This window comes from Streptomyces sp. NBC_01717 (assembly GCF_036248255.1).
In the GTDB taxonomy this organism is placed as follows: domain Bacteria; phylum Actinomycetota; class Actinomycetes; order Streptomycetales; family Streptomycetaceae; genus Streptomyces.
This window is the reverse complement of sequence record NZ_CP109178.1, coordinates 2,991,244-3,010,915: the sequence shown is the minus strand read 5'-3', so window position 1 is coordinate 3,010,915 and position 19,672 is coordinate 2,991,244. Positions and strand designations below refer to the sequence as shown.

19 protein-coding genes are annotated in these 19,672 nt (G+C 70.2%); 7 read left to right on the top strand and 12 right to left on the bottom strand.

All coding sequences use genetic code 11. The features are described 5' to 3' along the window. Positions 1-3 precede the first annotated feature (3 nt). The 3 genes from OHB49_RS13530 (at position 4) to OHB49_RS13520 (ending at position 3,264) form a co-directional block, all read left to right on the top strand. The gene (locus OHB49_RS13530) at positions 4-1,617 is read left to right on the top strand and encodes an ABC transporter permease (RefSeq protein WP_329166466.1); all 1,614 of its coding nucleotides are present in this window, start codon (positions 4-6) and stop codon (positions 1,615-1,617) included. Positions 1,618-1,639: 22 nt separating this feature from the next. Then, positions 1,640-2,665 carry an ABC transporter ATP-binding protein gene (locus tag OHB49_RS13525; protein ID WP_329160503.1) on the top strand — a complete coding sequence of 342 codons (1,026 nt, stop codon included), beginning with the start codon at positions 1,640-1,642 and terminating at the stop codon, positions 2,663-2,665. A gap of 146 nt (positions 2,666-2,811) precedes the next feature. Next, the gene (locus OHB49_RS13520; RefSeq protein WP_093778696.1) at positions 2,812-3,264 is read left to right on the top strand and encodes an SRPBCC family protein; all 453 of its coding nucleotides are present in this window, start codon (positions 2,812-2,814) and stop codon (positions 3,262-3,264) included. A 25-nt stretch (positions 3,265-3,289) separates the two neighbouring features. Here OHB49_RS13520 and OHB49_RS13515 read toward each other — a convergent pair whose 3' ends face one another. The 5 genes from OHB49_RS13515 to OHB49_RS13495 form a co-directional block, all read right to left on the bottom strand. Next, positions 3,290-4,408 (bottom strand): LOG family protein, encoded by a 1,119-nt coding sequence (locus tag OHB49_RS13515; protein WP_329160500.1) that lies wholly within the window; start codon positions 4,406-4,408, stop codon positions 3,290-3,292. Between the two features lie 217 nt (positions 4,409-4,625). After that, positions 4,626-5,810 carry a hypothetical protein gene (locus OHB49_RS13510; protein WP_030978864.1) on the bottom strand — a complete coding sequence of 395 codons (1,185 nt, stop codon included), beginning with the start codon at positions 5,808-5,810 and terminating at the stop codon, positions 4,626-4,628. Continuing rightward, positions 5,792-6,529 carry an ABC transporter ATP-binding protein gene (locus OHB49_RS13505; protein WP_030978866.1) on the bottom strand — a complete coding sequence of 246 codons (738 nt, stop codon included), beginning with the start codon at positions 6,527-6,529 and terminating at the stop codon, positions 5,792-5,794. Before OHB49_RS13505 ends, OHB49_RS13510 begins: the two co-directional genes overlap by 19 nt. Positions 6,530-6,809: 280 nt before the next feature. Beyond that, positions 6,810-8,189 (bottom strand): aspartate aminotransferase family protein, encoded by a 1,380-nt coding sequence (locus tag OHB49_RS13500; protein ID WP_329160497.1) that lies wholly within the window; start codon positions 8,187-8,189, stop codon positions 6,810-6,812. Continuing rightward, on the bottom strand, positions 8,174-8,665 hold the full coding sequence (locus OHB49_RS13495) for an Lrp/AsnC family transcriptional regulator (protein ID WP_030978870.1): 492 nt from the start codon (positions 8,663-8,665) through the stop codon (positions 8,174-8,176). The genes OHB49_RS13500 and OHB49_RS13495 overlap by 16 nt, the downstream gene beginning before the upstream one ends. Positions 8,666-8,843: 178 nt before the next feature. Here OHB49_RS13495 and OHB49_RS13490 point away from each other — a divergent pair, with 178 nt between their 5' ends. The 3 genes from OHB49_RS13490 (at position 8,844) to OHB49_RS13480 (ending at position 12,226) form a co-directional block, all read left to right on the top strand. Beyond that, positions 8,844-10,283: a gamma-aminobutyraldehyde dehydrogenase gene (locus OHB49_RS13490; RefSeq protein ID WP_030978871.1), complete on the top strand. Its 1,440-nt coding sequence runs from the start codon at positions 8,844-8,846 to the stop codon at positions 10,281-10,283. 179 nt (positions 10,284-10,462) lie between these two features. Further along, positions 10,463-11,626, top strand: a complete 1,164-nt coding sequence (locus tag OHB49_RS13485; protein ID WP_329166465.1) for a polyamine ABC transporter substrate-binding protein — start codon at positions 10,463-10,465, stop codon at positions 11,624-11,626. Positions 11,627-11,680: 54 nt separating this feature from the next. After that, positions 11,681-12,226: a hypothetical protein gene (locus tag OHB49_RS13480; protein WP_329160493.1), complete on the top strand. Its 546-nt coding sequence runs from the start codon at positions 11,681-11,683 to the stop codon at positions 12,224-12,226. Position 12,227: 1 nt separating this feature from the next. Here the strand turns inward: OHB49_RS13480 and OHB49_RS13475 are convergent, their stop codons facing one another. From OHB49_RS13475 to OHB49_RS13450, 6 genes are all read right to left on the bottom strand, one after another. Then, a complete protein-coding gene (locus OHB49_RS13475; protein ID WP_329160491.1) occupies positions 12,228-13,421 on the bottom strand; it encodes a serine hydrolase domain-containing protein in 1,194 nt (397 codons plus the stop codon). Positions 13,422-13,495: 74 nt separating this feature from the next. Then, entirely contained in the window at positions 13,496-14,224 is a 729-nt protein-coding gene (locus OHB49_RS13470) for a response regulator transcription factor (protein WP_329160489.1), read from the bottom strand. Beyond that, positions 14,221-15,426: a sensor histidine kinase gene (locus tag OHB49_RS13465; RefSeq protein WP_329160487.1), complete on the bottom strand. Its 1,206-nt coding sequence runs from the start codon at positions 15,424-15,426 to the stop codon at positions 14,221-14,223. The genes OHB49_RS13470 and OHB49_RS13465 overlap by 4 nt, the downstream gene beginning before the upstream one ends. 13 nt (positions 15,427-15,439) lie before the next feature. Next, positions 15,440-16,255 carry an SAM-dependent methyltransferase gene (locus tag OHB49_RS13460; RefSeq protein WP_392751130.1) on the bottom strand — a complete coding sequence of 272 codons (816 nt, stop codon included), beginning with the start codon at positions 16,253-16,255 and terminating at the stop codon, positions 15,440-15,442. Positions 16,256-16,319: 64 nt separating this feature from the next. Then, a complete protein-coding gene (locus OHB49_RS13455) occupies positions 16,320-17,024 on the bottom strand; it encodes a glycerophosphodiester phosphodiesterase (RefSeq protein WP_329160485.1) in 705 nt (234 codons plus the stop codon). 23 nt (positions 17,025-17,047) lie between these two features. Then, the gene (locus tag OHB49_RS13450) at positions 17,048-18,082 is read right to left on the bottom strand and encodes an adenosine deaminase (RefSeq protein ID WP_329160484.1); all 1,035 of its coding nucleotides are present in this window, start codon (positions 18,080-18,082) and stop codon (positions 17,048-17,050) included. Positions 18,083-18,215: 133 nt separating this feature from the next. On the opposite strand from OHB49_RS13450, the gene OHB49_RS13445 reads away from it, so the two are divergent. After that, positions 18,216-18,911 carry a DUF4190 domain-containing protein gene (locus OHB49_RS13445; RefSeq protein ID WP_329160483.1) on the top strand — a complete coding sequence of 232 codons (696 nt, stop codon included), beginning with the start codon at positions 18,216-18,218 and terminating at the stop codon, positions 18,909-18,911. Positions 18,912-18,993: 82 nt separating this feature from the next. Here the strand turns inward: OHB49_RS13445 and OHB49_RS13440 are convergent, their stop codons facing one another. Beyond that, positions 18,994-19,533: an NADAR family protein gene (locus tag OHB49_RS13440; protein ID WP_443079656.1), complete on the bottom strand. Its 540-nt coding sequence runs from the start codon at positions 19,531-19,533 to the stop codon at positions 18,994-18,996. Between the last annotated feature and the right edge of the window lie 139 nt (positions 19,534-19,672).

The window sequence follows — 19,672 nt, the reverse complement described above, 5'->3', positions numbered from 1 at the left end:
CTGATGGCCGTGCCCGTCGCGTTCTTCGCCGTGTTCTTCGCCTACCCCGTCGTCGCGATCGTCGGCCGCGGGCTGAAGGCCGACGGCGTCTGGCAGTTCGGCCGGATCGGCGAGGTGCTGCGCCGGCCGGACATCCTCGACGTCCTCTGGTTCACCACCTGGCAGGCGCTCGCCTCGACCGCGCTGACCCTGCTGATCGCGCTGCCCGGCGCCTATGTCTTCGCCCGCTTCGACTTTCCCGGCAAACAGCTGCTGCGGGCGGTCGTCACCGTGCCGTTCGTCCTGCCGACCGTCGTCGTCGGGACGGCCTTCCTGGCGCTGCTGGGGCGTGGCGGCTTCCTCGACGAGCTGGCAGGCGTACGGCTCGACACCACCGTGTGGGCGATCCTGCTCGCCCATGTCTTCTTCAACTACGCGGTGGTCGTACGGACCGTCGGCGGGCTGTGGTCGCAGCTCGACCCACGGCAGGAGGAGGCCGCCCGGGTGCTGGGTGCCGGGCGGTTCGCGGCGTGGCGGCGGGTGACGCTGCCGGCCCTCGCGCCCGCGGTGGCCGCCGCGGCGCTGATGGTCTTCCTCTTCACGTTCACCTCCTTCGGGGTCGTGCAGATCCTCGGCGGTCCGGCGTACTCCACGCTGGAGGTGGAGATCTACCGGCAGACCGCCCAGCTGCTCGACCTCCCCACGGCCGCCGTGCTGACGATGGTGCAGTTCGCCGCCGTCGGCGCGGTCCTGGCCGTACACGCCTGGACCGTGCGGCGCAGGGAGACGGCGCTGAAGCTGGTCGACCCGGCGCAGACCGCCCGCAGGCCGCGTGGCGCGGGGCAGCGGGCGCTGCTCGGCGGGGTCCTGCTGACCGTTCTGGTGCTGATCCTGCTGCCGCTCGGTGTGCTGGTGGAGCGCTCGCTGGACGTGCCCGGCGGTCATGGCTTCGACTACTACCGCGCCCTGCGGTCCGCGGACGCGAGCGGCGGCACTTTCCTGGTCGCGCCGCTCGAAGCGATCTGGAACTCACTGCAGTACGCCCTGGTCGCGACCGTGATCGCGCTGGTCGTCGGCGGGCTCGCGGCGGCGGCGCTGACGAGGCGTGCCGGGCGGCTCGTCAGCGGCTTCGACGCGCTGCTGATGCTGCCGCTCGGGGTCTCCGCGGTCACCGTCGGCTTCGGCTTCCTGATCACGCTGGACAAGCCCCCGCTGGATCTGCGGACCACCTGGATCCTGGTGCCGCTGGCCCAGGCGTTGGTCGGTGTGCCGTTCGTCGTACGCACGATGCTGCCTGTCCTGCGGGCGGTGGACGGACGACTGCGCGAGGCGGCGGCGGTGCTCGGCGCGTCACCGCTGCGGGCCTGGCGCGAGGTCGACCTGCCGCTGGTGAGGCGGGCGCTGCTGGTCGCGGCGGGCTTCGCGTTCGCCGTGTCGCTCGGCGAGTTCGGAGCGACGGTGTTCATCGCGCGGCCCGACAACCCGACGCTGCCGGTCGCCGTGGCCCGGCTGCTCGGGCGGTCCGGGGAGCTCAACTACGGCCAGGCGATGGCCCTCAGCACCATTTTGATGCTGGTGTGCGCGGTGTCGCTGCTGCTGCTCGAACGTATCCGCCCGGACCGGTCCGGGGAGTTCTGAAGATGCTCGGGGTGTTCTGGACATGCTGACACTGGAAGGCGCCACCGTCCTCTTCGGGAAGCGGGCGGCGCTCGACGCGGTGGATCTGGAGGTCGCGGACCACGAGATCGTCTGCGTGCTGGGGCCGAGCGGCAGCGGCAAGTCGACACTGCTGCGGGTGGTCGCCGGACTGCACCCGCCGGACGGCGGCCGGGTGCTCCTCGACGGCGTCGACCAGAACGACGTACCGGTGCACCGGCGTGGTCTGGGGCTGATGTTCCAGGATCATCAGCTCTTCCCGCACCGGGACGTCGGCGCCAACGTCGCCTTCGGGCTGCGGATGCACGGAGTGACCCGTGGTGACCAGGACCGCAGGGTCGCCGAACTCCTCGAACTGGTGGGCCTGCCCGGTAGCCGACGACGGGCTGTCGCCGCGCTGTCCGGCGGCGAGCAGCAGCGCGTCGCTCTCGCGCGGGCGCTCGCCCCGCGACCGAAACTGCTGATGCTCGACGAACCGCTCGGCCAGCTCGACCGCAGCCTGCGCGAACGCCTCGTCGTCGAACTGCGCACGCTGTTCGCCCGGTTGGGTACGACGGTGCTCGCCGTCACCCATGACCAGGGCGAGGCGTTCGCCCTCGCGGACCGGGTCGTCGTGATGCGCGACGGGCGCATCGCCCAGGTGGGCACTCCGCTGGAGGTCTGGCAACGCCCCGCCTCCGCGTTCGTCGCGCGGTTCCTGGGTTTCGACAATGTGGTGGATGCGACGGTGACCGGCGCGGCCGCGGCGACGATGTGGGGCAGGGTGCCGGTGCCGGAGGGGGCGCCGCAGGGCCCATGCGCTCTGCTGGTGCGTCCGGCGGGTGTACGGATCGGTGATCCGGCGGAGGGCCTGCCCTGTACGGTCGGCGCCCGCACCTTCCGGGGCAATCATGTCGCCGTGACACTGCACCCCGACAGCGGTCCGCTCCTGGAGGCGGAGTGTCCGCTGCGGAACACCCCCCAGGAGGGTGCGAAGGTCGGCGTGACGTTCGACGCGTCGGAGACGGTGGTGCTGCCCGCCGCCGGCTGATCGTGGGCGGCGGGTCGGTGCCGCTCGCGACGCCACGCGGTGAGGACCACTACCGGGTGTCCCGGAAGAGCAGTTTCGGCCGTTTCGGGGAACACCTCATGCGACCGGGGAAGATCCGGAACGACTCCGAAAAAAGGGCAGGGACAATGACTGGAACGGCACGCGAGGGCATCGACATCACCCGCGTCTTCGACGCCCCACGGGAACAGGTCTTCGCGGCCTGGACGACCCCCGAGCACTTCGCCGCCTGGTACGGCGGCGATGCCGATGTGCCGCTCGACCGGGTGTCGATGGACGTCAGGCCGGGGGGCACGTGGAGCCTGGTCATCGTGGTGCCGGGCACCGAGATGCCGTTCCACGGGGTCTACCGCGAGGTGGTCGCGCCGGAGCGGCTGGTCTTCACGCTGAAGGACGCCGGCGCGCCCGCCGACATCGAGGGCGAGATCGTCACCGTCACCTTCGCCGAGCGCGGCCGCAAGACCACCGAGATGGTCTTCCAGCAGCGCGGCGGCAATCTCACGCCCGAGCAGTACGCGGCGGCCGAGGACGGCTGGGAGGCCTTCTTCGACGCGCTGGTCAACCGGCTCGCGGCGGTCTGAACCGGGCAGGCTCCCGGCGCGCCCCTCAGCCGGTCAGCCGGGCGAGTGCCTCGGGGGCCTCGTCCACCGTGTCGACGAGTGCGATACGGGACTCCATCGGCCGGCCCGCGGCGAGCGCCCGGAGCAGCGGCCAGGTGGGCAGTTCGTCCGTCCAGTGGGCGCTGCCGACCAGCACCATCGGCGTCGGTGCGCCGCGTGAGCCGTAGTAGTTCGGCGTCGTGTTGTCGAAGATCTCCTGCACGGTTCCGGCGGCGCCCGGCAGGAAGATCACGCCCGCGGTGGAGCGGGCGAGCAGCCCGTCCTCGCGCAGCGCGTTGGCGAAGTACTTGGCGATGTGGTCCGCGAAGGGGTTCGGCGGCTCGTGACCGTAGAACCAGGTGGGGATCGAGACCGAGCCGCCGCCGGCCGGCCACCGCTGCCGCACGGTGAAGGCGGCCAGCGCCCATTCGGTGACCGACGGGGTGAACGAGGGCACGTGCGCCAGGAGTTCGCAGGCCTTGTCCAGCATCGGATCGGGATGCGGAGCCGCGTAGGCGCCGAGGTTCGCCGCCTCCATCGCCCCGGGACCACCGCCGGTGGCCACCGTCAGTCCGCTGCGCGCCAGCGTTCTGCCCAGCCGGGCCGCGGCCGCGTACGCGGCGCTGCCGCGGGGCGTTGCGTGACCGCCCATCACCCCGACCACCCGGGCCCCGGTGAGGAGTTCGTCCAGCGCGTCGGAGACCGCGTCGTCGTGGAGCGCGCGCAGCATCGAGGCGAAGGTGTCGCCGTTCGCCCGGGTCTGCTGGAACCAGCGGTACGCGCGGGCGTCGGGCGTCGCCTCGTAGCCTCCGTCCGCGAGTCCTGCGTAGAGCGCGTCGGGGGAGTAGAGCAGGCCGCGGTACGGGTCGAAGGGCAGCCCCGGCACGGGCGGGAAGACGAACGCTCCCTCGGCGCGCACCTTCGCGGCCGCTTCACGCGTCATCCGGCAGCCGAGGAAGACGGCGCCGGACGTGTCGGCGGCGAGCAGCGCGGCGCTACGGTCCGTCAGATCGACGGACTGGATGCGGTGTCCGGCCAGTGTTCCCGCAGCGGCCGCGGCGTCGAACTCGGCGACCGACTCGATCTCGATGCCGGGTGCAGGAATGCTGTCATCCGGGTTGTCCACGCTGTCATGCTACGTACCGGCCGGGGCGTACAGCTCCTTCGTACGGTCACATGTCCCCGGGGCGGGGCGGGGCGGGGCGGGGCGGGGCGGGGCGGGGCTCGCACGCGTGGGGCCGCAGGGCCTGGCGCGGGGCGGACCGGGATCGTGGCAGTCAGTGGTTGCCTACCGGCACCTCGGCTGACCGTCGACCGCGTCTCCACGGCCGGCCGACGGCCCCTCAGCCGGTCAGCGGCAGCGCGGCCAGTTCCGCGATCGCCCACGTGATCGGGGCGAAAACCACCAGCAGGATGGCGACGCGCAGGGCCGTCGCGGCCCGCAGTGCCGAGGCCGGCGCACCGAGCCGCAGCAGCATCCGAACCATATGGGCGCGGGCCTGCTTCGCCTCCAGGGCGGAGGTCAGCAGCGTTGCCGTCGTACATCCCAGTACCAGTACGGCGCCAAGTGCGGTGAGCGGGCCGAAGGGACGCGGCCCCGTCCCGTACAGCGCGAAAGCCGCGATCACCGCGGAGAGCACCGCGCAGACCGCGCCCAGCGGGCGGCCGATCCGGTGCGCCTCGTCCATCAGCATTCTTCCGGCCAGCAGGCGTACGGCTCCGGGGCGCATCGCCTGCAGCAGCCGTCCGGCGAAGTGCGTCAGTCCGGGGCCTGCCATGGCCAGACCGAGCGCGGTCAGTGACCATCCCGCCAGCACCCATGCCGGGGTGGTGTCGAGCTTTCCCGGCAGGGGGAACGCGCTGCCCGCGCCATCACGGCTCGAGTACGCCTCGATCGCGAGACCGACTGCTGTCAGCGCCACACCCCACGGCAGTCCGGTCGGCGCCGGTGCCGGAGCCGGCATCTGCTCGTCCGGCGCGATCTCCTGCTCGTCGTCGTCCGGCATGGCTGCCTGCACCGGCCGGGTGCGCAGCGCCATCGCGCTTGCCGTCGCCGCGGTCACCGGTGCCAGCGCCAGCAGCATGAGGGCCGCGGCCACCGGCAACGGGGCGCCTGCGCCCAGCAGTCCGGCCGCCGCGCCGTCGAAGGGCAGCCCGGTCAGATCGCCGCGCAGATGCAGGAAGAGGAGCAGCGCCACCATCGACCCGAGGGTGCAGGACACGGCGGTGGAGACCGCGGCCAGCACGCTGAGCCGGAACGGTCCGAGACCGACGGCGGACAGTCCTGGCCGCGGGCGCGTACTGGGATCCGTGCGGGCGACCGCGACCGCGAACTGCACGGTGGCGGCCAGTGGTACGAAGCACCACAGCAGCCGCAGCGCCGCGGTGGTCGAGTATGCCGGATGCGTGGACGCGTACCCCAGGGTGCACAGCAGCAGGAAGCCGACTCCGGCGGAGGCGGCCGCGACCAGCAGCCGCCGCACCTGGACCAGCGGATGGGTGCCGCGGGCTAGACGGAGAGCGAGCACGCCGCGTGGCCTTCCGTATCGGACACGGAGGGCAGGGCGACGGTGGTGACGCGGCGGCCGTCCAGCAGCGGGACCGTGCGGTCGGCGAGCGAGGCGACCTCCGCGTCATGGGTGGCGAGCACGACCGTGATGCCGTGCGAGCGGGCCGCGCTCGTGAGGGTTCGCAGCACATGGGAGCGGTCGGCGCGGTGCAGTGTCGCGGTCGGCTCGTCGGCGAAGATCACCGTGGGCGTGCCGACCAGCGCGCGGGCCACGGCGATCCGCTGGCGCTGCCCCTGGAGCAGCGTGTGCGGTCGTTTCTTGGCGCACGTGCCGATGTCGAGCCGCTCCAGCCACTCCATGGCGACCTTCTTCGCGGCCCGGTGCGAGGCGCCGCGCAGCAGCAGGGGAAGCGCCGCGTTCTCCCAGGTGTTCAGCTCCGGTACGAGCTGGGGCTCGGGCGCGATCCAGCCGAACCGGTCCCGGCGCAGCCGCTCGCGCAGCCGCGGACCCATGGTGTGGACCGGGACGCTGTTGAACCACACCTCGCCCTGCTGGGGCACCAGTTGACCGGAGAGGCAGTGCAGCAGAGTCGTCTTGCCGCTGCCGCGTGGGCCGGTCACGGCGAGGATCTCACCGTCGCGGACCCCCAGGGAGACCCCGCCGAGCGCGGGTGAGCCGTTGTGGGAGTGGTGCAGGGAACGCGCCCAGATCACATCGTTGTCCGGCGGAGCCACCATGGCGTACACCTCGGTTCAGATCAGAGTTCCCGTCCCCTGTACGGGGGAACGAAGAGGGGGCCGATCGGTCACTGGGCACCGTAAGGATTCGAACCACGGCATCACGGCACCACGCGGCCCGGGTGCGCTCCATCCCACTCGAATGGGCGCATCCGGGCCGCGTGGACCGTATGAAATGACTGCTGGAAGCAGGGATGAGCGATGATCCGACCGTGGTCAATCGGTCAGTCGATCCGTGGTCGATCGGCCGATCGACTCACGAGCCGGATCACCGTTCGGATCAGAGCTTCGTCCAGGCCTCCGTCAGCACCGACCGCAAGATGGACTCGATCTCGTCGAACGTCGACTGGTCGGAGATCAGCGGCGGGGCGAGCTGGACGACCGGGTCGCCGCGGTCGTCGGCCCGGCAGTACAGGCCGTTCTCGTACAGCGCCTTGGAGAGGAAGCCGTACAGGACGCGCTCGGTCTCCTCGTCGGTGAAGGTCTCCTTGGTGACCTTGTCCTTCACCAGCTCGATGCCGTAGAAGAAGCCGTTGCCGCGGACGTCGCCGACGATCGGCAGGTCGTGCAGCTTCTGCAGCGTCGTGAAGAACGCGTTCTCGTTGTCCAGCACGTGCTGGTTGAGACCCTCGCGCTCGAAGATGTCGAGGTTGGCGAGGCCGACCGCCGCGGAGACCGGGTGGCCACCGAAGGTGTAGCCGTGCAGGAAGGTGTTGCCGCCCTCGTAGAACGGCTCGGCGATGCGGTCCGAGACGATGCAGGCGCCTATCGGGGAGTAGCCCGACGTCATGCCCTTGGCGCAGGTGATCATGTCCGGCACATAGCCGAACTTGTCGCAGGCGAACATCGTGCCGAGGCGGCCGAAGGCGCAGATGACCTCGTCGGAGACGAGCAGCACGTCGTACTTGTCGCAGATCTCGCGCACGCGCTGGAAGTACCCGGGCGGCGGCGGGAAGCAGCCACCGGCGTTCTGCACGGGCTCCAGGAAGACCGCGGCGACCGTTTCCGCGCCCTCGAACAGGATCTCCTGCTCGATCTGGTCGGCGGCCCAGCGGCCGAAGGTCTCCGGGTCGTCGCCGTGTATCGGGGCGCGGTAGATGTTGGTGTTCGGTACCTTGTGCGCGCCGGGAACCAGCGGCTCGAACGGGGCCTTCAGGGCCGGCAGACCGGTGATCGACAGGGCGCCCTGCGGGGTGCCGTGGTAGGCGACGGCACGCGAGATGACCTTGTACTTGGTCGGCTTGCCCTTGAGCTTGAAGTACTGCTTGGCGAGCTTCCAGGCCGTCTCGACGGCCTCGCCGCCACCGGTGGTGAAGAAGACCTTGTTGAGGTCACCCGGCGCGTAGTCGGCAAGGCGCTCCGCCAGCTCGACCGCCTTCGGGTGAGCGTAGGACCACACCGGGAAGAAGCCCAGCTCCTGGCCCTGCTTGTACGCCGCCTCGGCGAGCTCGTGACGGCCGTGACCGGCGTTCACCACGAACAGGCCGGACAGGCCGTCGAGGTAGCGCTTGCCCTGGTCGTCGTAGATGTAGGTGCCCTCGCCACGCACGATGGTGGGAACGGGCGCGTTCTCGTAGTCCGACATGCGGGTGAAGTGCATCCACAGGTGGTCGTACGCGGTTCGGCTGAGGTCCTTGCTCACGGCTATCGGGTTCCCCACATATAGGTCTGCTTCTTGAGCTTCAGGTAGACGAAACTCTCGGTGGAGCGCACGCCGGGGATGGCCCGGATGCGTTTGTTGATCGTTTCCAGCAGGTGGTCGTCGTCCTCGCAGACGATCTCCACCATCAGGTCGAAGGAGCCCGCGGTCATCACCACGTACTCGCACTCGGCCATGGCCGACAGCGCCTCCGCGACGGGATCGAGATCGCCTTCGACATTGATGCCGACCATCGCCTGCCGCCGGAACCCCACGGTGAGCGGGTCCGTGACGGCGACGATCTGCATCACGCCCTGGTCGAGGAGCTTCTGAACGCGCTGCCGTACAGCCGCCTCGGAGAGGCCAACGGCCTTGCCGATCGCGGCGTACGGACGACGCCCGTCCTCCTGGAGCTGCTCGATGATTGCGAGGGACACGGCATCGACCGATGGTGACGATCCGTTCCCGGTCCTGGAGTCTGCGCTGCGACTGGCCACGGATCCACTCTGCACCGGGACTCGTCTGTCTGGCAACCCCGGATCGATGAAATTCGTTGTTTGAGGGCCTTGATCTAACTGAATCCGAAGTTCGCGGCAGTTGGGTATGTCGAAAGCGTTACCCCAACGACTAGGCTGGACATCTCACCCATTGGACGTGTCGACAGGAGGGGTGGTTGTGACCACCGAGGTGCGCCGTCTGCGCAACTACATCAACGGAGAGTTCCGGGACGCCGCGGACGGGCGGACCATCGACGTGGTCAACCCGGCGACGGAAGAGGTCTACGCGACCTCGCCGCTGTCCGGCCAGGCCGATGTCGATGCCGCCATGGCCGCCGCGGCCGCCGCCTTCCCCGCCTGGCGCGACGTCACGCCCGCCGAGCGCCAGAAGGCCCTGCTGAAGATCGCGGACGCCTTCGAGGAGCGGGCGGAGGACCTGATCGCCGCCGAGTCCGAGAACACCGGCAAGCCGCTCGAACTCACCCGCACCGAAGAGATCCCGCCGATGGTGGACCAGATCCGCTTCTTCGCGGGTGCCGCGCGGATGCTCGAAGGCCGCTCGGCCGGCGAGTACATGGAGGGCCTGACCTCCATCATCCGCCGCGAACCGGTCGGCGTCTGCGCGCAGGTCGCGCCGTGGAACTACCCGATGATGATGGCCGTCTGGAAGTTCGCCCCGGCGCTCGCCGCGGGCAACACCGTCGTCATCAAGCCGTCCGACACCACCCCGGCGTCGACCGTGCTGATCGCCGAGATCATCGGCCAGATCCTGCCCAAGGGCGTCTTCAACGTCATCTGCGGCGACCGGGACACCGGCCGCGCGATGGTCGAGCACCCGACCCCGGCGATGGCCTCCATCACCGGTTCGGTACGGGCCGGCATGCAGGTCGCCGAGTCCGCCGCCAAGGACGTCAAGCGCGTCCACCTGGAGCTCGGCGGCAAGGCGCCCGCCGTCGTCTTCGAGGACTCCGACATCGCCAAGGCCGTCGAGGGCATCTCCGTCGCGGGCTTCTTCAACGCCGGCCAGGACTGCACGGCCGCGACCCGCGTCCTCGTCCACGAGTCGATCCACGACGAGTTCGTCACCGCGCTCGCCAAGGCCGCCGCCGACACGAAGACGGGGCAGCCTGACGACGAGGACGTGCTGTACGGCCCGCTCAACAACGCCAACCAGCTGAAGCAGGTCAGCGGCTTCATCGAGCGGCTCCCCGCCCACGCCAAGGTCGAGGCCGGCGGCCACCGGGTCGGTGACAAGGGCTACTTCTACGCCCCGACCGTCGTCTCCGGCCTGCGCCAGGACGACGAGATCATCCAGAACGAGGTCTTCGGTCCGGTCATCACCGTCCAGTCGTTCACCGACGAGACGCAGGCCGTGGAGTACGCGAACGGCGTCGAGTACGCCCTCGCCTCCTCGGTGTGGACCAAGGACCACTCGCGGGCGATGCGGATGTCCAAGAACCTCGACTTCGGCTGCGTGTGGATCAACACCCACATCCCGCTCGTCGCCGAGATGCCGCACGGCGGATTCAAGAAGTCCGGCTACGGCAAGGACCTCTCCGCGTACGGCTTCGAGGACTACACGCGCATCAAGCACGTCATGACGTCTCTCGACGGCTGACCCTCCCTGCATGCGGTGGCGGCCCCGGGCTCCGGCCCGGGGCCGTTTCCGTGCCCCGCTCCTGACGGGGCATCGACAGGGTGTGCGGGTGGAGCACATGCCGCTGGACGAATGGTCCATTGTCCGCCGAACCCGCCGACCGGCATCCTGCGCAGGTGCGAGCGATCCCGAACCACCCCATGTCCCGCCGGTCCCTGCTGCGCGCCTTCGGGGCGGGAGCCGCCGGTGCCACGCTGGCCGGCTGCGGAGTGCCCGCCGCGTATGTGCGGCCCGCTGACCGTGCCGGACGCGACTTCTCCGGCACCGACCACACGCTGCGGTTCGCCAACTGGCCGCTGTACATCGACACCGACGACGAGGACGAGTCCAAGCGGCCCACCCTCGACACGTTCACCGAGCGCACCGGGATCTCCGTCAGGTACACCGAGGAGATCAACGACAACGACGAGTTCTTCGGGAAGATCAGCCCTGCGCTGATGAACCACCAGCAGACCGGCCGGGACCTGATCGTCATCAGCGACTGGATGGCCGCCCGGTTCGTACGGCTCGGCTGGGTGCAGGAGATGGACCGGACCGAGCAGCCCAACGTCGCCAAGTACCTGGACCCGCAGCTGCGTTCGCCCGCCTTCGACCAGGGCCGGACGCACAGCGTCCCCTGGCAGTCCGGGATCACCGGCATCGCGTACAACCGCAAGAAACTCGGCCGCGAGATCAAGCACACGAGCGATCTCTGGGCAGCCGACCTGCGCGGCAAGGTGACGCTGCTCTCCGGGCTCGACGAGTCCTTCGCCCTGCTGATGCAGGGCAACGGCGTCGACATCACCCGCTGGACGCGGGACGACTTCTACACGACGTGCGACCAGGTGGAGAAGCTGGTGAAGGAGAAGCACATCCGCCGCTTCACCGGCAACGACTACATCAAGGATCTGTCCACCGGCGATGTGCTCGCCTGCCAGGCCTACTCGGGCGATGTCATCCAACTCCAGGCGGACAACCCGGAGATCGAGTTCGTGGTGCCCGAGGAGGGGGCCGAGCTCTGGGCGGAATCGCTCATGATCCCCAACCTCGCCCGTCACAAGCGCAATGCCGAGAAACTGATCGACTACTACTACGAGCCCGAGGTCGCCGCGGAACTCGCCACCTGGGTCAACTACGTCTGTCCCGTCCCGGCCGCCCGCGAGGTTCTGGCCTCGGCCAAGGACGAGGAGACCGCCGCCCTCGCCGAGGATCCATTGATCTTCCCGGACGACGCGATGCGCAGACGGCTCGCGATCGCCCGCGACATCACGTCCGAGGAACGCACCGAGTTCGCGAAGAAGTGGAACTCCATCGTCGGCCTCTGAGGACGGTGCGGGGGCAGCGTAAAGGGCGGGTAAACCCGGGCGTACGCTGCGGGCATGAGCGAGCGAAGAGCCCTGCTGAGGCGCATACGCGTGTGGTTGGTCGTCTTTATCGTCTGTCTGGTGCTGAGTGGGCTGACCGCCTTCCCGCTCGTCCATGAACTCCACTGGACCGAGGACCTGCTGAGGGCCTCGGCCTCGCCCGTGCCCGAGCACTTCCCGGCTCTGATGGAGTGGATCACCCGGGTCCGGACCGGTCTGGACGAGGCCGACGCGAAGTACCCCTTCGTGCTCTACGGCACCGACTGGCTGGCCTTCGCGCATCTCGTCATCGCCGTCGCCTTCTACGGTCCGTACCGCGACCCGGTCCGCAACATCTGGGTCATCGAGTTCGGCATGATCGCCTGCGCCGGGATCATCCCGCTCGCGCTGATCTGCGGACCGGTCCGGGGGATCCCCTTCTGGTGGTCGATCATCGACATGTCGTTCGGTGTCATCGGGGTGATCCCGCTGCTCGTCGTGCGCCGGATGATCAAGCGGCTGGAGGCGATGGAGCGGACGCCGGATCCGGTGGCCGGCCCGGCGGCGGCTCCAGCGGTCTGAGTCACCCGGCCGACGGGGCACCGAAGGCGGCCACCACGATGTTCAACGCCGTGGCGTTCATGCCCTCGCCCTTCGCGTCCGTCGCGTTGACGCTGTAGACGAGTGTCCGGGAGAGATCACGGGTGGCCACGACAGCCGTGTTGTAGCCCCAGCGGCCACCCGTCTTGCCCCACACCTCGCGCCCACCCAGCTTCACGACCGACAGACCCGCGCTGTATGCGGCCGGCTCGCCCGTGCCGTACTCGCGCACCGATGCGCCGGGCAGTGTGAACATCTCCTCCAGGAGCGGCCCGCGCACCACCTGCCCGCGGAACAGGGCCCGGATGAAGTGCTCCAGATCGGCGGTGGTGGAGATCAGGTCACCCGCCGCCCAGGCGTCCGTCGCCCCCCACACCGACACATCACGCAGCTCGCCGGTCCCGTCGGCCCCGGTGAAGATCTGGTAGCCGTGGTTGTACGGGCCGCGGATCGTCGGGTCGGTGTCGGGGAAGTACGTGTCCTTGAGGTGCAGAGGCTTCAGGATGCGGCGGGAGACCTCCGCCGCGTAGGTGTGGCCGGTGACCTCCTCGATGAGCAGGCCCGCCACGGTGTAGCCGATGTTGTCGTAGCGCTGCTGTGTGCCGGGTGCGAAGTCCGGCTCGTGGGACGTGGCCTCGCGTACCGTGTCCGCCGCGTCGTGCAGGTCGAAGCGGTGCGCGTACCACTCGTCCAGGGTGTCGCCGCCGGAGCCGACGGACGGGATGCCGCTGGTGTGGTTCAGCAGCTGCCGCACCGTGACCTTCCGGTAGCTCGCCGGGATCAACTCCGGCAGATAGTGCCGGGCCGGTCGGTTCAGGTCGAGTTTCCCCTCGCTCGCCAACTGGAGCACGACGGCGGCCGTGAAGACCTTGGTGACCGAGCCGGCCCGGAAGCGGGCGTCCGGGTCCGCCGGACGGTTGGACTCCAGGTCGTGGACTCCGGAACTGCCCTGCCAGTTGCCGTCGGTGCCCGCGACCCGTACGAGCGCGGCCGTGGCGTCGGCCTTCGGCAGCCCGGCGATCGCGGCGCGCAGGGCCTTGGCGTCCGGCGCCTCCTGGATGGTCGTCACGGTGGCCACCGGAGCGGGGGCTGCCGCGAGCGCCGGTCCGGCCGGGCCGGCGGCGACGCCGAGGACCAGGGCGGTGGCGACGGCGGTACGGGTGATGCGGGCGTTCATGTCCGGTGCCTCCGGGGAGTGGAATCAGTAACTGCTGGTGGACTCCATCCTGTTGATCCGCGTGCCCCGGCGGATCACCTGGACGAGCGGTCCTCGCCATGAGTTCTCCTCGCCTGTGCGGGGGAGGAGGGAGACGTCTCTCCCTCCGGCGAGGGAGAGACGAGACCGTACTCGTACGCGCAGATGACCGCCTGGATCCGGTCGCGCAGGCCCAGCTTGGACAGGACATGGCCCACATGGGTCTTCACCGTGTGCTCGCTGACGACGAGTGCGGCCGCGATCTCCGCGTTCGACAAACCGCGTGCCAGGTGCAGCAGCGTCTCGCGTTCGCGGGCGGTCAGGACGTCGAGCCGTGCGGACGGCGGTACGGCCGAGGCCGCCGGGCGCGCGGTGTAGTCGGCGATCAGCCGGCGCGCCACCGAAGGCGCCAGCAGCGAGTCCCCGGCCGCCACCACTCGTACTCCATGCACCAGATCGTCGCGGCGGACGTCCTTGAGCAGAAAGCCGCTCGCACCCGCGTGCAGCGCCTCGTAGACATACTCGTCGGAGTCGAAGGTGGTGAGCATGACCGTCCGGCAGTCGGTCTCCGCGCTGATCGTGCGGCACGCCTCGATGCCGTCCGTGCCGGGCATCCGGATGTCGAGCAGCGCCACCTCCGGCGCCAGCCGGCGTACCGCGTCGATCGCCCCGGCACCGTCGCCCGCCTCCGCGACCACCTCGATGTCCGGCTGCGCGTCCAGGATCATCGCGAATCCGCTGCGTACCAGCTCCTGGTCGTCGGCCACCACCACACGGATCGTCAACTTTCCACCTCTGCAGGCGCATCGCCGTGCACGTCCGTCTGCATGGCCGCAAGCGGAAGCGTCACCCGGACCCGGAATCCCCGGCCACCCGGACCCGCGCCTGTGCGGGCGGTGCCGCCGTGTGCCGAGGCGCGTTCCCGGATGCCGATCAGGCCCATTCCGGTGACGGTCCCGGGACCGCGCCCGTCATCGGTGACCGTGAGGGTCAACGCTGCGGCTTCATAGGCCAGTTGTACGCGGACGGTGTCGGCGGCGGCGTGCTTGACGACGTTCGTCAGGGACTCCTGCACGATCCGGTACACCGTGGCCTCGACGTCCAGGCCGGGCGGCCGGGCCGGACCCGTGACCTCGTACGAGATCTCCAGGCCGCTGCCGCGTACTCGCTCGACCAGGCCGGGCAGCCCGGCCAGCGTGGGCTGGGGTTCCCGCGGCGCGTCGCGCGGGCTCTCGTTCTCGCGCAGCACGCCGAGCATCCGGCGCAGCTGCACCATGGCGTCCCGCCCCGTCTCCGAGATCGCGTCGAACGCCGCCTCCGCACGCTCCGGCGCCGTGCGCACGGCCACCGGACCGGCCTCCGCCTGCACGATCATCAGGCTCACCGCGTGCGAGAGGATGTCGTGCATCTCCCGTGCGATCCGGGCCCGTTCGCGGGCCGCCGCCTGCTCGGTCTCGATGCGGTGTGTCAGCTCCAGCTGCCGGGCCCGGTCCTCCACCGCCCGCAGGTACGCCTTGCGCGTGACGGTGAACCGGCCGAAGGCATAGGCCGCGCCGAACACGAAGAGGGAAAAGAGCAGCTCCCTCATCTCGTTGCTGTTGCGTCCGGGCGAGGACAGCACCGCCACGGTCGTGAGCGCCGCGACCCCGAGCCGCTTCACCGGTGAGGAGAGTTCGGCCACCGTGTAGAAGGCCACGAGTCCGGCGTACGGGAGCGGCTGGCCCGGCCCGTCGAGCGTGAACTTGTACAGGCCGCCGACGGCGAGCACAGCGATCAGCACGGCGACCGGAATCCGCCGCCGCGCGACCAGCGGCAGCACGGTCAGGGTGGTCAGTCCGTACGCCGCCCACGTCGCCTCGGGCAGGTCCGGCCCGCGCGGGACGACGAACGGCATGGTCACCGCGGCTTGCACCAGCAGCGTGATGAACAGGTCCACGGTCCGGGGGCCGGCCCCGAGTGCCCTCGGGCCGATGCCACGTAGATGCATGGGACGGGCGCCGTCAGGGTTTCCGGGCCACTGCGCCGAACTGGGCGACCTCGGCCCCCACCGTGGCCGGGCCGGTGCGCCAGCGAGCGCACGACACGATGCCGGGCCCGACGAGCTCCAGACCCTCCAGGAACGAGGCGAACTCGGCACGGCTGCGGGCGGTGATCGGTGGTGTGGCGTTCTCGTTCCAGAACCGCATCGCCGCTTCGTTGCCCTCGCCGCCCAGCTCCAGCGTGGGGTGGGTGAGCACCAGATAGCTGCCGGACGGCATCGCGTCCATCAGCTTCCGTACGATGCCCCGCGCCTCGTCCGTGTCGAGAACGAAGTTCAGGACGCCGAGCATCATCACCGCGACCGGCTTCCTCAGGTCCAGGGTCGGTTCGACCGCCTGCAGGATCCGTTCCGGGTGGCGGGCGTCCGCGTCGATGTAGGTGGTCGCACCCTCCGGCGAGCTGGTGAGCAGCGCGCGGGCGTGCGCGAGCACGATCGGGTCGTTGTCGACGTACACGATGCGGGCGTCCGGCGCGGTGTGCTGTGCGACCTCGTGGGTGTTGTCCGCCGTCGGCAGTCCGGTGCCGATGTCCAGGAACTGGCCGATCCCCACGTCACCGGCCAGATGACGGACCGCCCTCCCCAGGAACGCCCGGTCGGCGCGGGCCACTTCACCGATGCTCGGGTACATGCCGGTGACCTGATCGCCGACCGCGCGGTCGACGGGGTAGTTGTCCTTGCCGCCCAGCCAGTAGTTCCAGACCCGGGCGTTGTGGGCGATGTCGGAACGGACCTGGGGGGAAAGGTGGTTGCTCCGCGGATCGGTCACATCAGTCACATCTGCTCCTCCGGCGCCGGGCGACATCGCGGTCGATGAGGCACCGTCCATCATGCCGGATCGATCAACGGAGATCAGTGACAGTCGAGTTGGCGAGCAGGCCGTGCAGGGCGTCGACCCGATTGGTGGTGATCGAGTCGACGCCGTGCGCGATCAGACGGCGCATGGTGCGCCTGGTGTCGGCCGTCCAGGCCGAGACCAGCAGCCCGTCCCGGTGGATACGGTCCGTCAACTCCCGGCTCACCAGACCGAACCGGTAGTTCAGCCAGCGTGGCTTCACCACGTCCAGTAGACCGGCACGCGGCGGCGCGAGGGTCGTCCAGGTCAGGGCGATCTCGGCGGACGGATCGGCCGCGCGCACCCGCAGCATGGCCTCGGGGCCCGCGCAGTAGTACGTGCGCTCCCCGGCTCCGCACTCACGGACCACACCGACGGTCCTGCGTACCGAGTCGTCGGTGGAGCCGGGCAGGTCGACCATGAGGCGGTGCGTTCCGGCGGCGAGCAGCGCCTCGCGCAGGGTGGGCACACCGCCCGCGGTCATTTCGGTGAGCTCCTGGTGGGTGAGCCCGTCCAGCCTGCGGTCGTGGCCCCACAGCCGTTCCAGCGTGGAGTCGTGCAGCAGGACGGGCACCCCGTCGCGGGTGACCCGGACATCGACCTCGACCGCGTCCGCCCCCCGTTCGATCGCGGAGCGGATCGACGGGAGGGTGTTCTCGCGGACACGGTACGGATCGCCGCGGTGAGCCACGGCGGTGACAGAGGTGGCCATGGGGCCATTGTCACCGCCTCCGGTCACCGGCCGGTGCCCTCCAGCCAGCTCGTCGTGTACGTGTCGATCTCGGCGGCCAGCGTCCGCTTGCCGGCCGGGTCGAGGTACGAGGCCTCCACCGCGTTCTTCGCGAGTGCGGCGAGACCCCGCTCGTCCAGGCCGAGGAGACGGGCCGCCACCCCGTACTCGTTGTTGAGGTCCGTGCCGAACATCGGCGGGTCGTCACTGTTGATGGTGACCAGGACGCCGGCGTCCACCATCTCCTTGACCGGGTGCCGGTCGAGGTCGGTGACGGCGCGGGTCGCGATGTTCGAGGTCGGGCAGACCTCCAGCGGAATCCGGTGCTCGGCGAGGTGGTCCAGGAGCTTCGGGTCCTGGGTGGCGCTGGTGCCGTGGCCGATGCGCTCGGCGCGCAGCTCGGTGAGGGCATCCCAGACGGTCTGCGGGCCCGTGGTCTCCCCGGCGTGCGGGACGGAGTGCAGGCCCTCGGCGATGGCCCGGTCGAAATAGGGCTTGAACTGCGGGCGGGGCACACCGATCTCCGGGCCGCCGAGCCCGAACGCGACGAGCCCCTCGGGCCGCAGCCCGACCGCGAGCCGGGTGGTCTCCTCGGCGGCTTCCAGACCGGCCTCGCCGGGGATGTCGAAGGTCCAGCGCAGTACGACCCCGAGCTCGGCCTCGGCGGCCTTGCGGGCGTCCTCGATGGCCTCCATGAAGCCCTGCTCCGGGATCCCGCGCCGGGTCGAGCTGAACGGGGTGACGGTCAGCTCCGCGTACCGGATGTTCTGGCGGGCCATGTCACGGGCGACCTCGAAGGTCAGCAGCCGGACGTCCTCCGGGGTGCGGATCAGGTCCACGACAGAGAGATAGACGTCGATGAAGTGAGCGAAGTCGGTGAAGGAGAAGTAGTCGGCCAGCGCCTCGGGATCCGTCGGGACCTTGGAGTCCGGGTGGTGGGCGGCCAGTTCGGCGACGATGCGGGGAGAGGCGGATCCGACATGGTGGACATGCAGTTCGGCCTTGGGCAGCCCCGCGATAAAGGGGTGCAGATCGGTCATCGGATCCTCCGGAAAGTGAGGTTCGAGCGGTCCAGGCGCATTGCGGCCCGGGGCGGGACGGGGATCATCGTAGGCCGGGCCCGGGCCGGTGGGAGCGGGCCGTAGCATGACGGGACCACGATGGGGGAGGCCCATGTCAGACAACACAGAGCAGCCAGGGGGCGGGGCGGCGCCACGCGATCCCTGGGCTCCGCCGGACAGCAGAGTGCCGCTGGAGAAGCCGGCCGGCGATCCTCGTCCGCCTGCCGTGCACGACCAGCAGACGGTTACCTCGATGCCCGGTGCGGCACCGGGCCCCGTGCCAACCGCCGGGTTCGGCGCCGCACCGGGCGCCGGCGCGGGCCAGGTCCCCGGTGACGTACCGCCGCCGCCGATCGCGCCGAACGGCCCGGGCCAGGCGGTCCCGCCGCCCGTGGGACAGTACGGCTACCCGGCCGCACCGCCGCCGCAGTACGGCGGCTACCCGGGATACCCCGGCTACGGCCAGGCGCCCTGGGGCGGACCGGGACCCGCGAACGGACTCGGTATCGCGTCGATGGTTCTCGGCATCGTCGCCGTGATCGGCTTCTGCATGTGGGGGCTCGGCGTCGTCCTCGGCGCCCTCGCGCTGATTTTCGGTCTCATAGGCCGCGGTCGCGCCAAGCGGGGCGAGGCGACCAACGGCGGCATGGCGCTGGCCGGCGTCATTCTGGGCTCGATCGGCATCGTCATCAGCGGGGCCTTCCTGGGCTTCCTGATCTGGGCGATAGCCAATGACGACCTCAACAATGACGACAGCTACCCCTACGACGACTACGGCACATCCTTGGTCGTCGACGACGCACGCTGAGGCGCAGCTCGGAAGCGGCACAGCCGCAGGGGAACGTACGGCCCGCGGGGCGATGGGGGAACCCACCGTCCCGCGGGCCGCTTCACACGGCGCGCAGCTCCGCCCGCGCGTCCATCAGCGCGAACCCCAGCAGATTCAGCCCGCGCCAGCCGGCCGGGTCCTCGGCACGCGGATCGTCCGCCGCCAGCCCGATGCCCCAGATCCGGTCCACGGGGCTGGCTTCGACGAGCACCCGGTCCCCGGTGTTCACCAGGAAGTCCCGCAGCTCGGAGTTCTGGCCGAACTTGTGGACGCTGCCCGCCACCACCAGGGCGAACCGCTCCCGCTCCCACACGGACTCGTCGAAGCCGCGGACCAGCCGGCCCTCCTTCTTCGCTGCTGCGGGGCTGCTCGCGGACACGGCCCGGCGCTCCGCCTCCTCGTCGCCGAAGAGCCGCGCCTTGCCGGCCATCATCCAGTGCTCGGCCGACGCGTACGCCACGCCGTCGACAGTGAACGGCGACGGCCACCACTGACTGAGACAGCTCGCACCTATCCGCCCGTCCGGGAGCGGTCGGTGTCCCCAGAACCGCAGGTACTTCACCTTCTCGCCGCGACGGGTCCGCGCCACAAGATCATTCATGTGCTCCATGACATGCGAGTGTGGCATCCGCCACTGACACTCCGTACGGGGATTTCCGTACCGACGCGACACATGGTCGACAGATTCCGTTGCGTAACCAAAAGGCAACAACGGAATCACTTGTTGGGCTCGGTGTCCT

Bases quoted from the DNA above. Each gene is read 5' to 3' on its own strand.
- OHB49_RS13440 (WP_443079656.1), bottom strand. From the start codon at position 19,533: ATGAATGATCTTGTGGCGCGGACCCGTCGCGGCGAGAAGGTGAAGTAC.
- OHB49_RS13475 (WP_329160491.1), bottom strand. From the start codon at position 13,421: ATGAACGCCCGCATCACCCGTACCGCCGTCGCCACCGCCCTGGTCCTC.
- OHB49_RS13525 (WP_329160503.1), top strand. From the start codon at position 1,640: ATGCTGACACTGGAAGGCGCCACCGTCCTCTTCGGGAAGCGGGCGGCG.
- OHB49_RS13505 (WP_030978866.1), bottom strand. From the start codon at position 6,529: ATGGTGGCTCCGCCGGACAACGATGTGATCTGGGCGCGTTCCCTGCAC.
- OHB49_RS13485 (WP_329166465.1), top strand. From the start codon at position 10,463: ATGTCCCGCCGGTCCCTGCTGCGCGCCTTCGGGGCGGGAGCCGCCGGT.
- OHB49_RS13455 (WP_329160485.1), bottom strand. From the start codon at position 17,024: ATGGCCACCTCTGTCACCGCCGTGGCTCACCGCGGCGATCCGTACCGT.
- OHB49_RS13445 (WP_329160483.1), top strand. From the start codon at position 18,216: ATGTCAGACAACACAGAGCAGCCAGGGGGCGGGGCGGCGCCACGCGAT.
- OHB49_RS13480 (WP_329160493.1), top strand. From the start codon at position 11,681: ATGAGCGAGCGAAGAGCCCTGCTGAGGCGCATACGCGTGTGGTTGGTC.
- OHB49_RS13530 (WP_329166466.1), top strand. From the start codon at position 4: ATGGCCGTGCCCGTCGCGTTCTTCGCCGTGTTCTTCGCCTACCCCGTC.
- OHB49_RS13450 (WP_329160484.1), bottom strand. From the start codon at position 18,082: ATGACCGATCTGCACCCCTTTATCGCGGGGCTGCCCAAGGCCGAACTG.
- OHB49_RS13520 (WP_093778696.1), top strand. From the start codon at position 2,812: ATGACTGGAACGGCACGCGAGGGCATCGACATCACCCGCGTCTTCGAC.
- OHB49_RS13465 (WP_329160487.1), bottom strand. From the start codon at position 15,426: ATGCATCTACGTGGCATCGGCCCGAGGGCACTCGGGGCCGGCCCCCGG.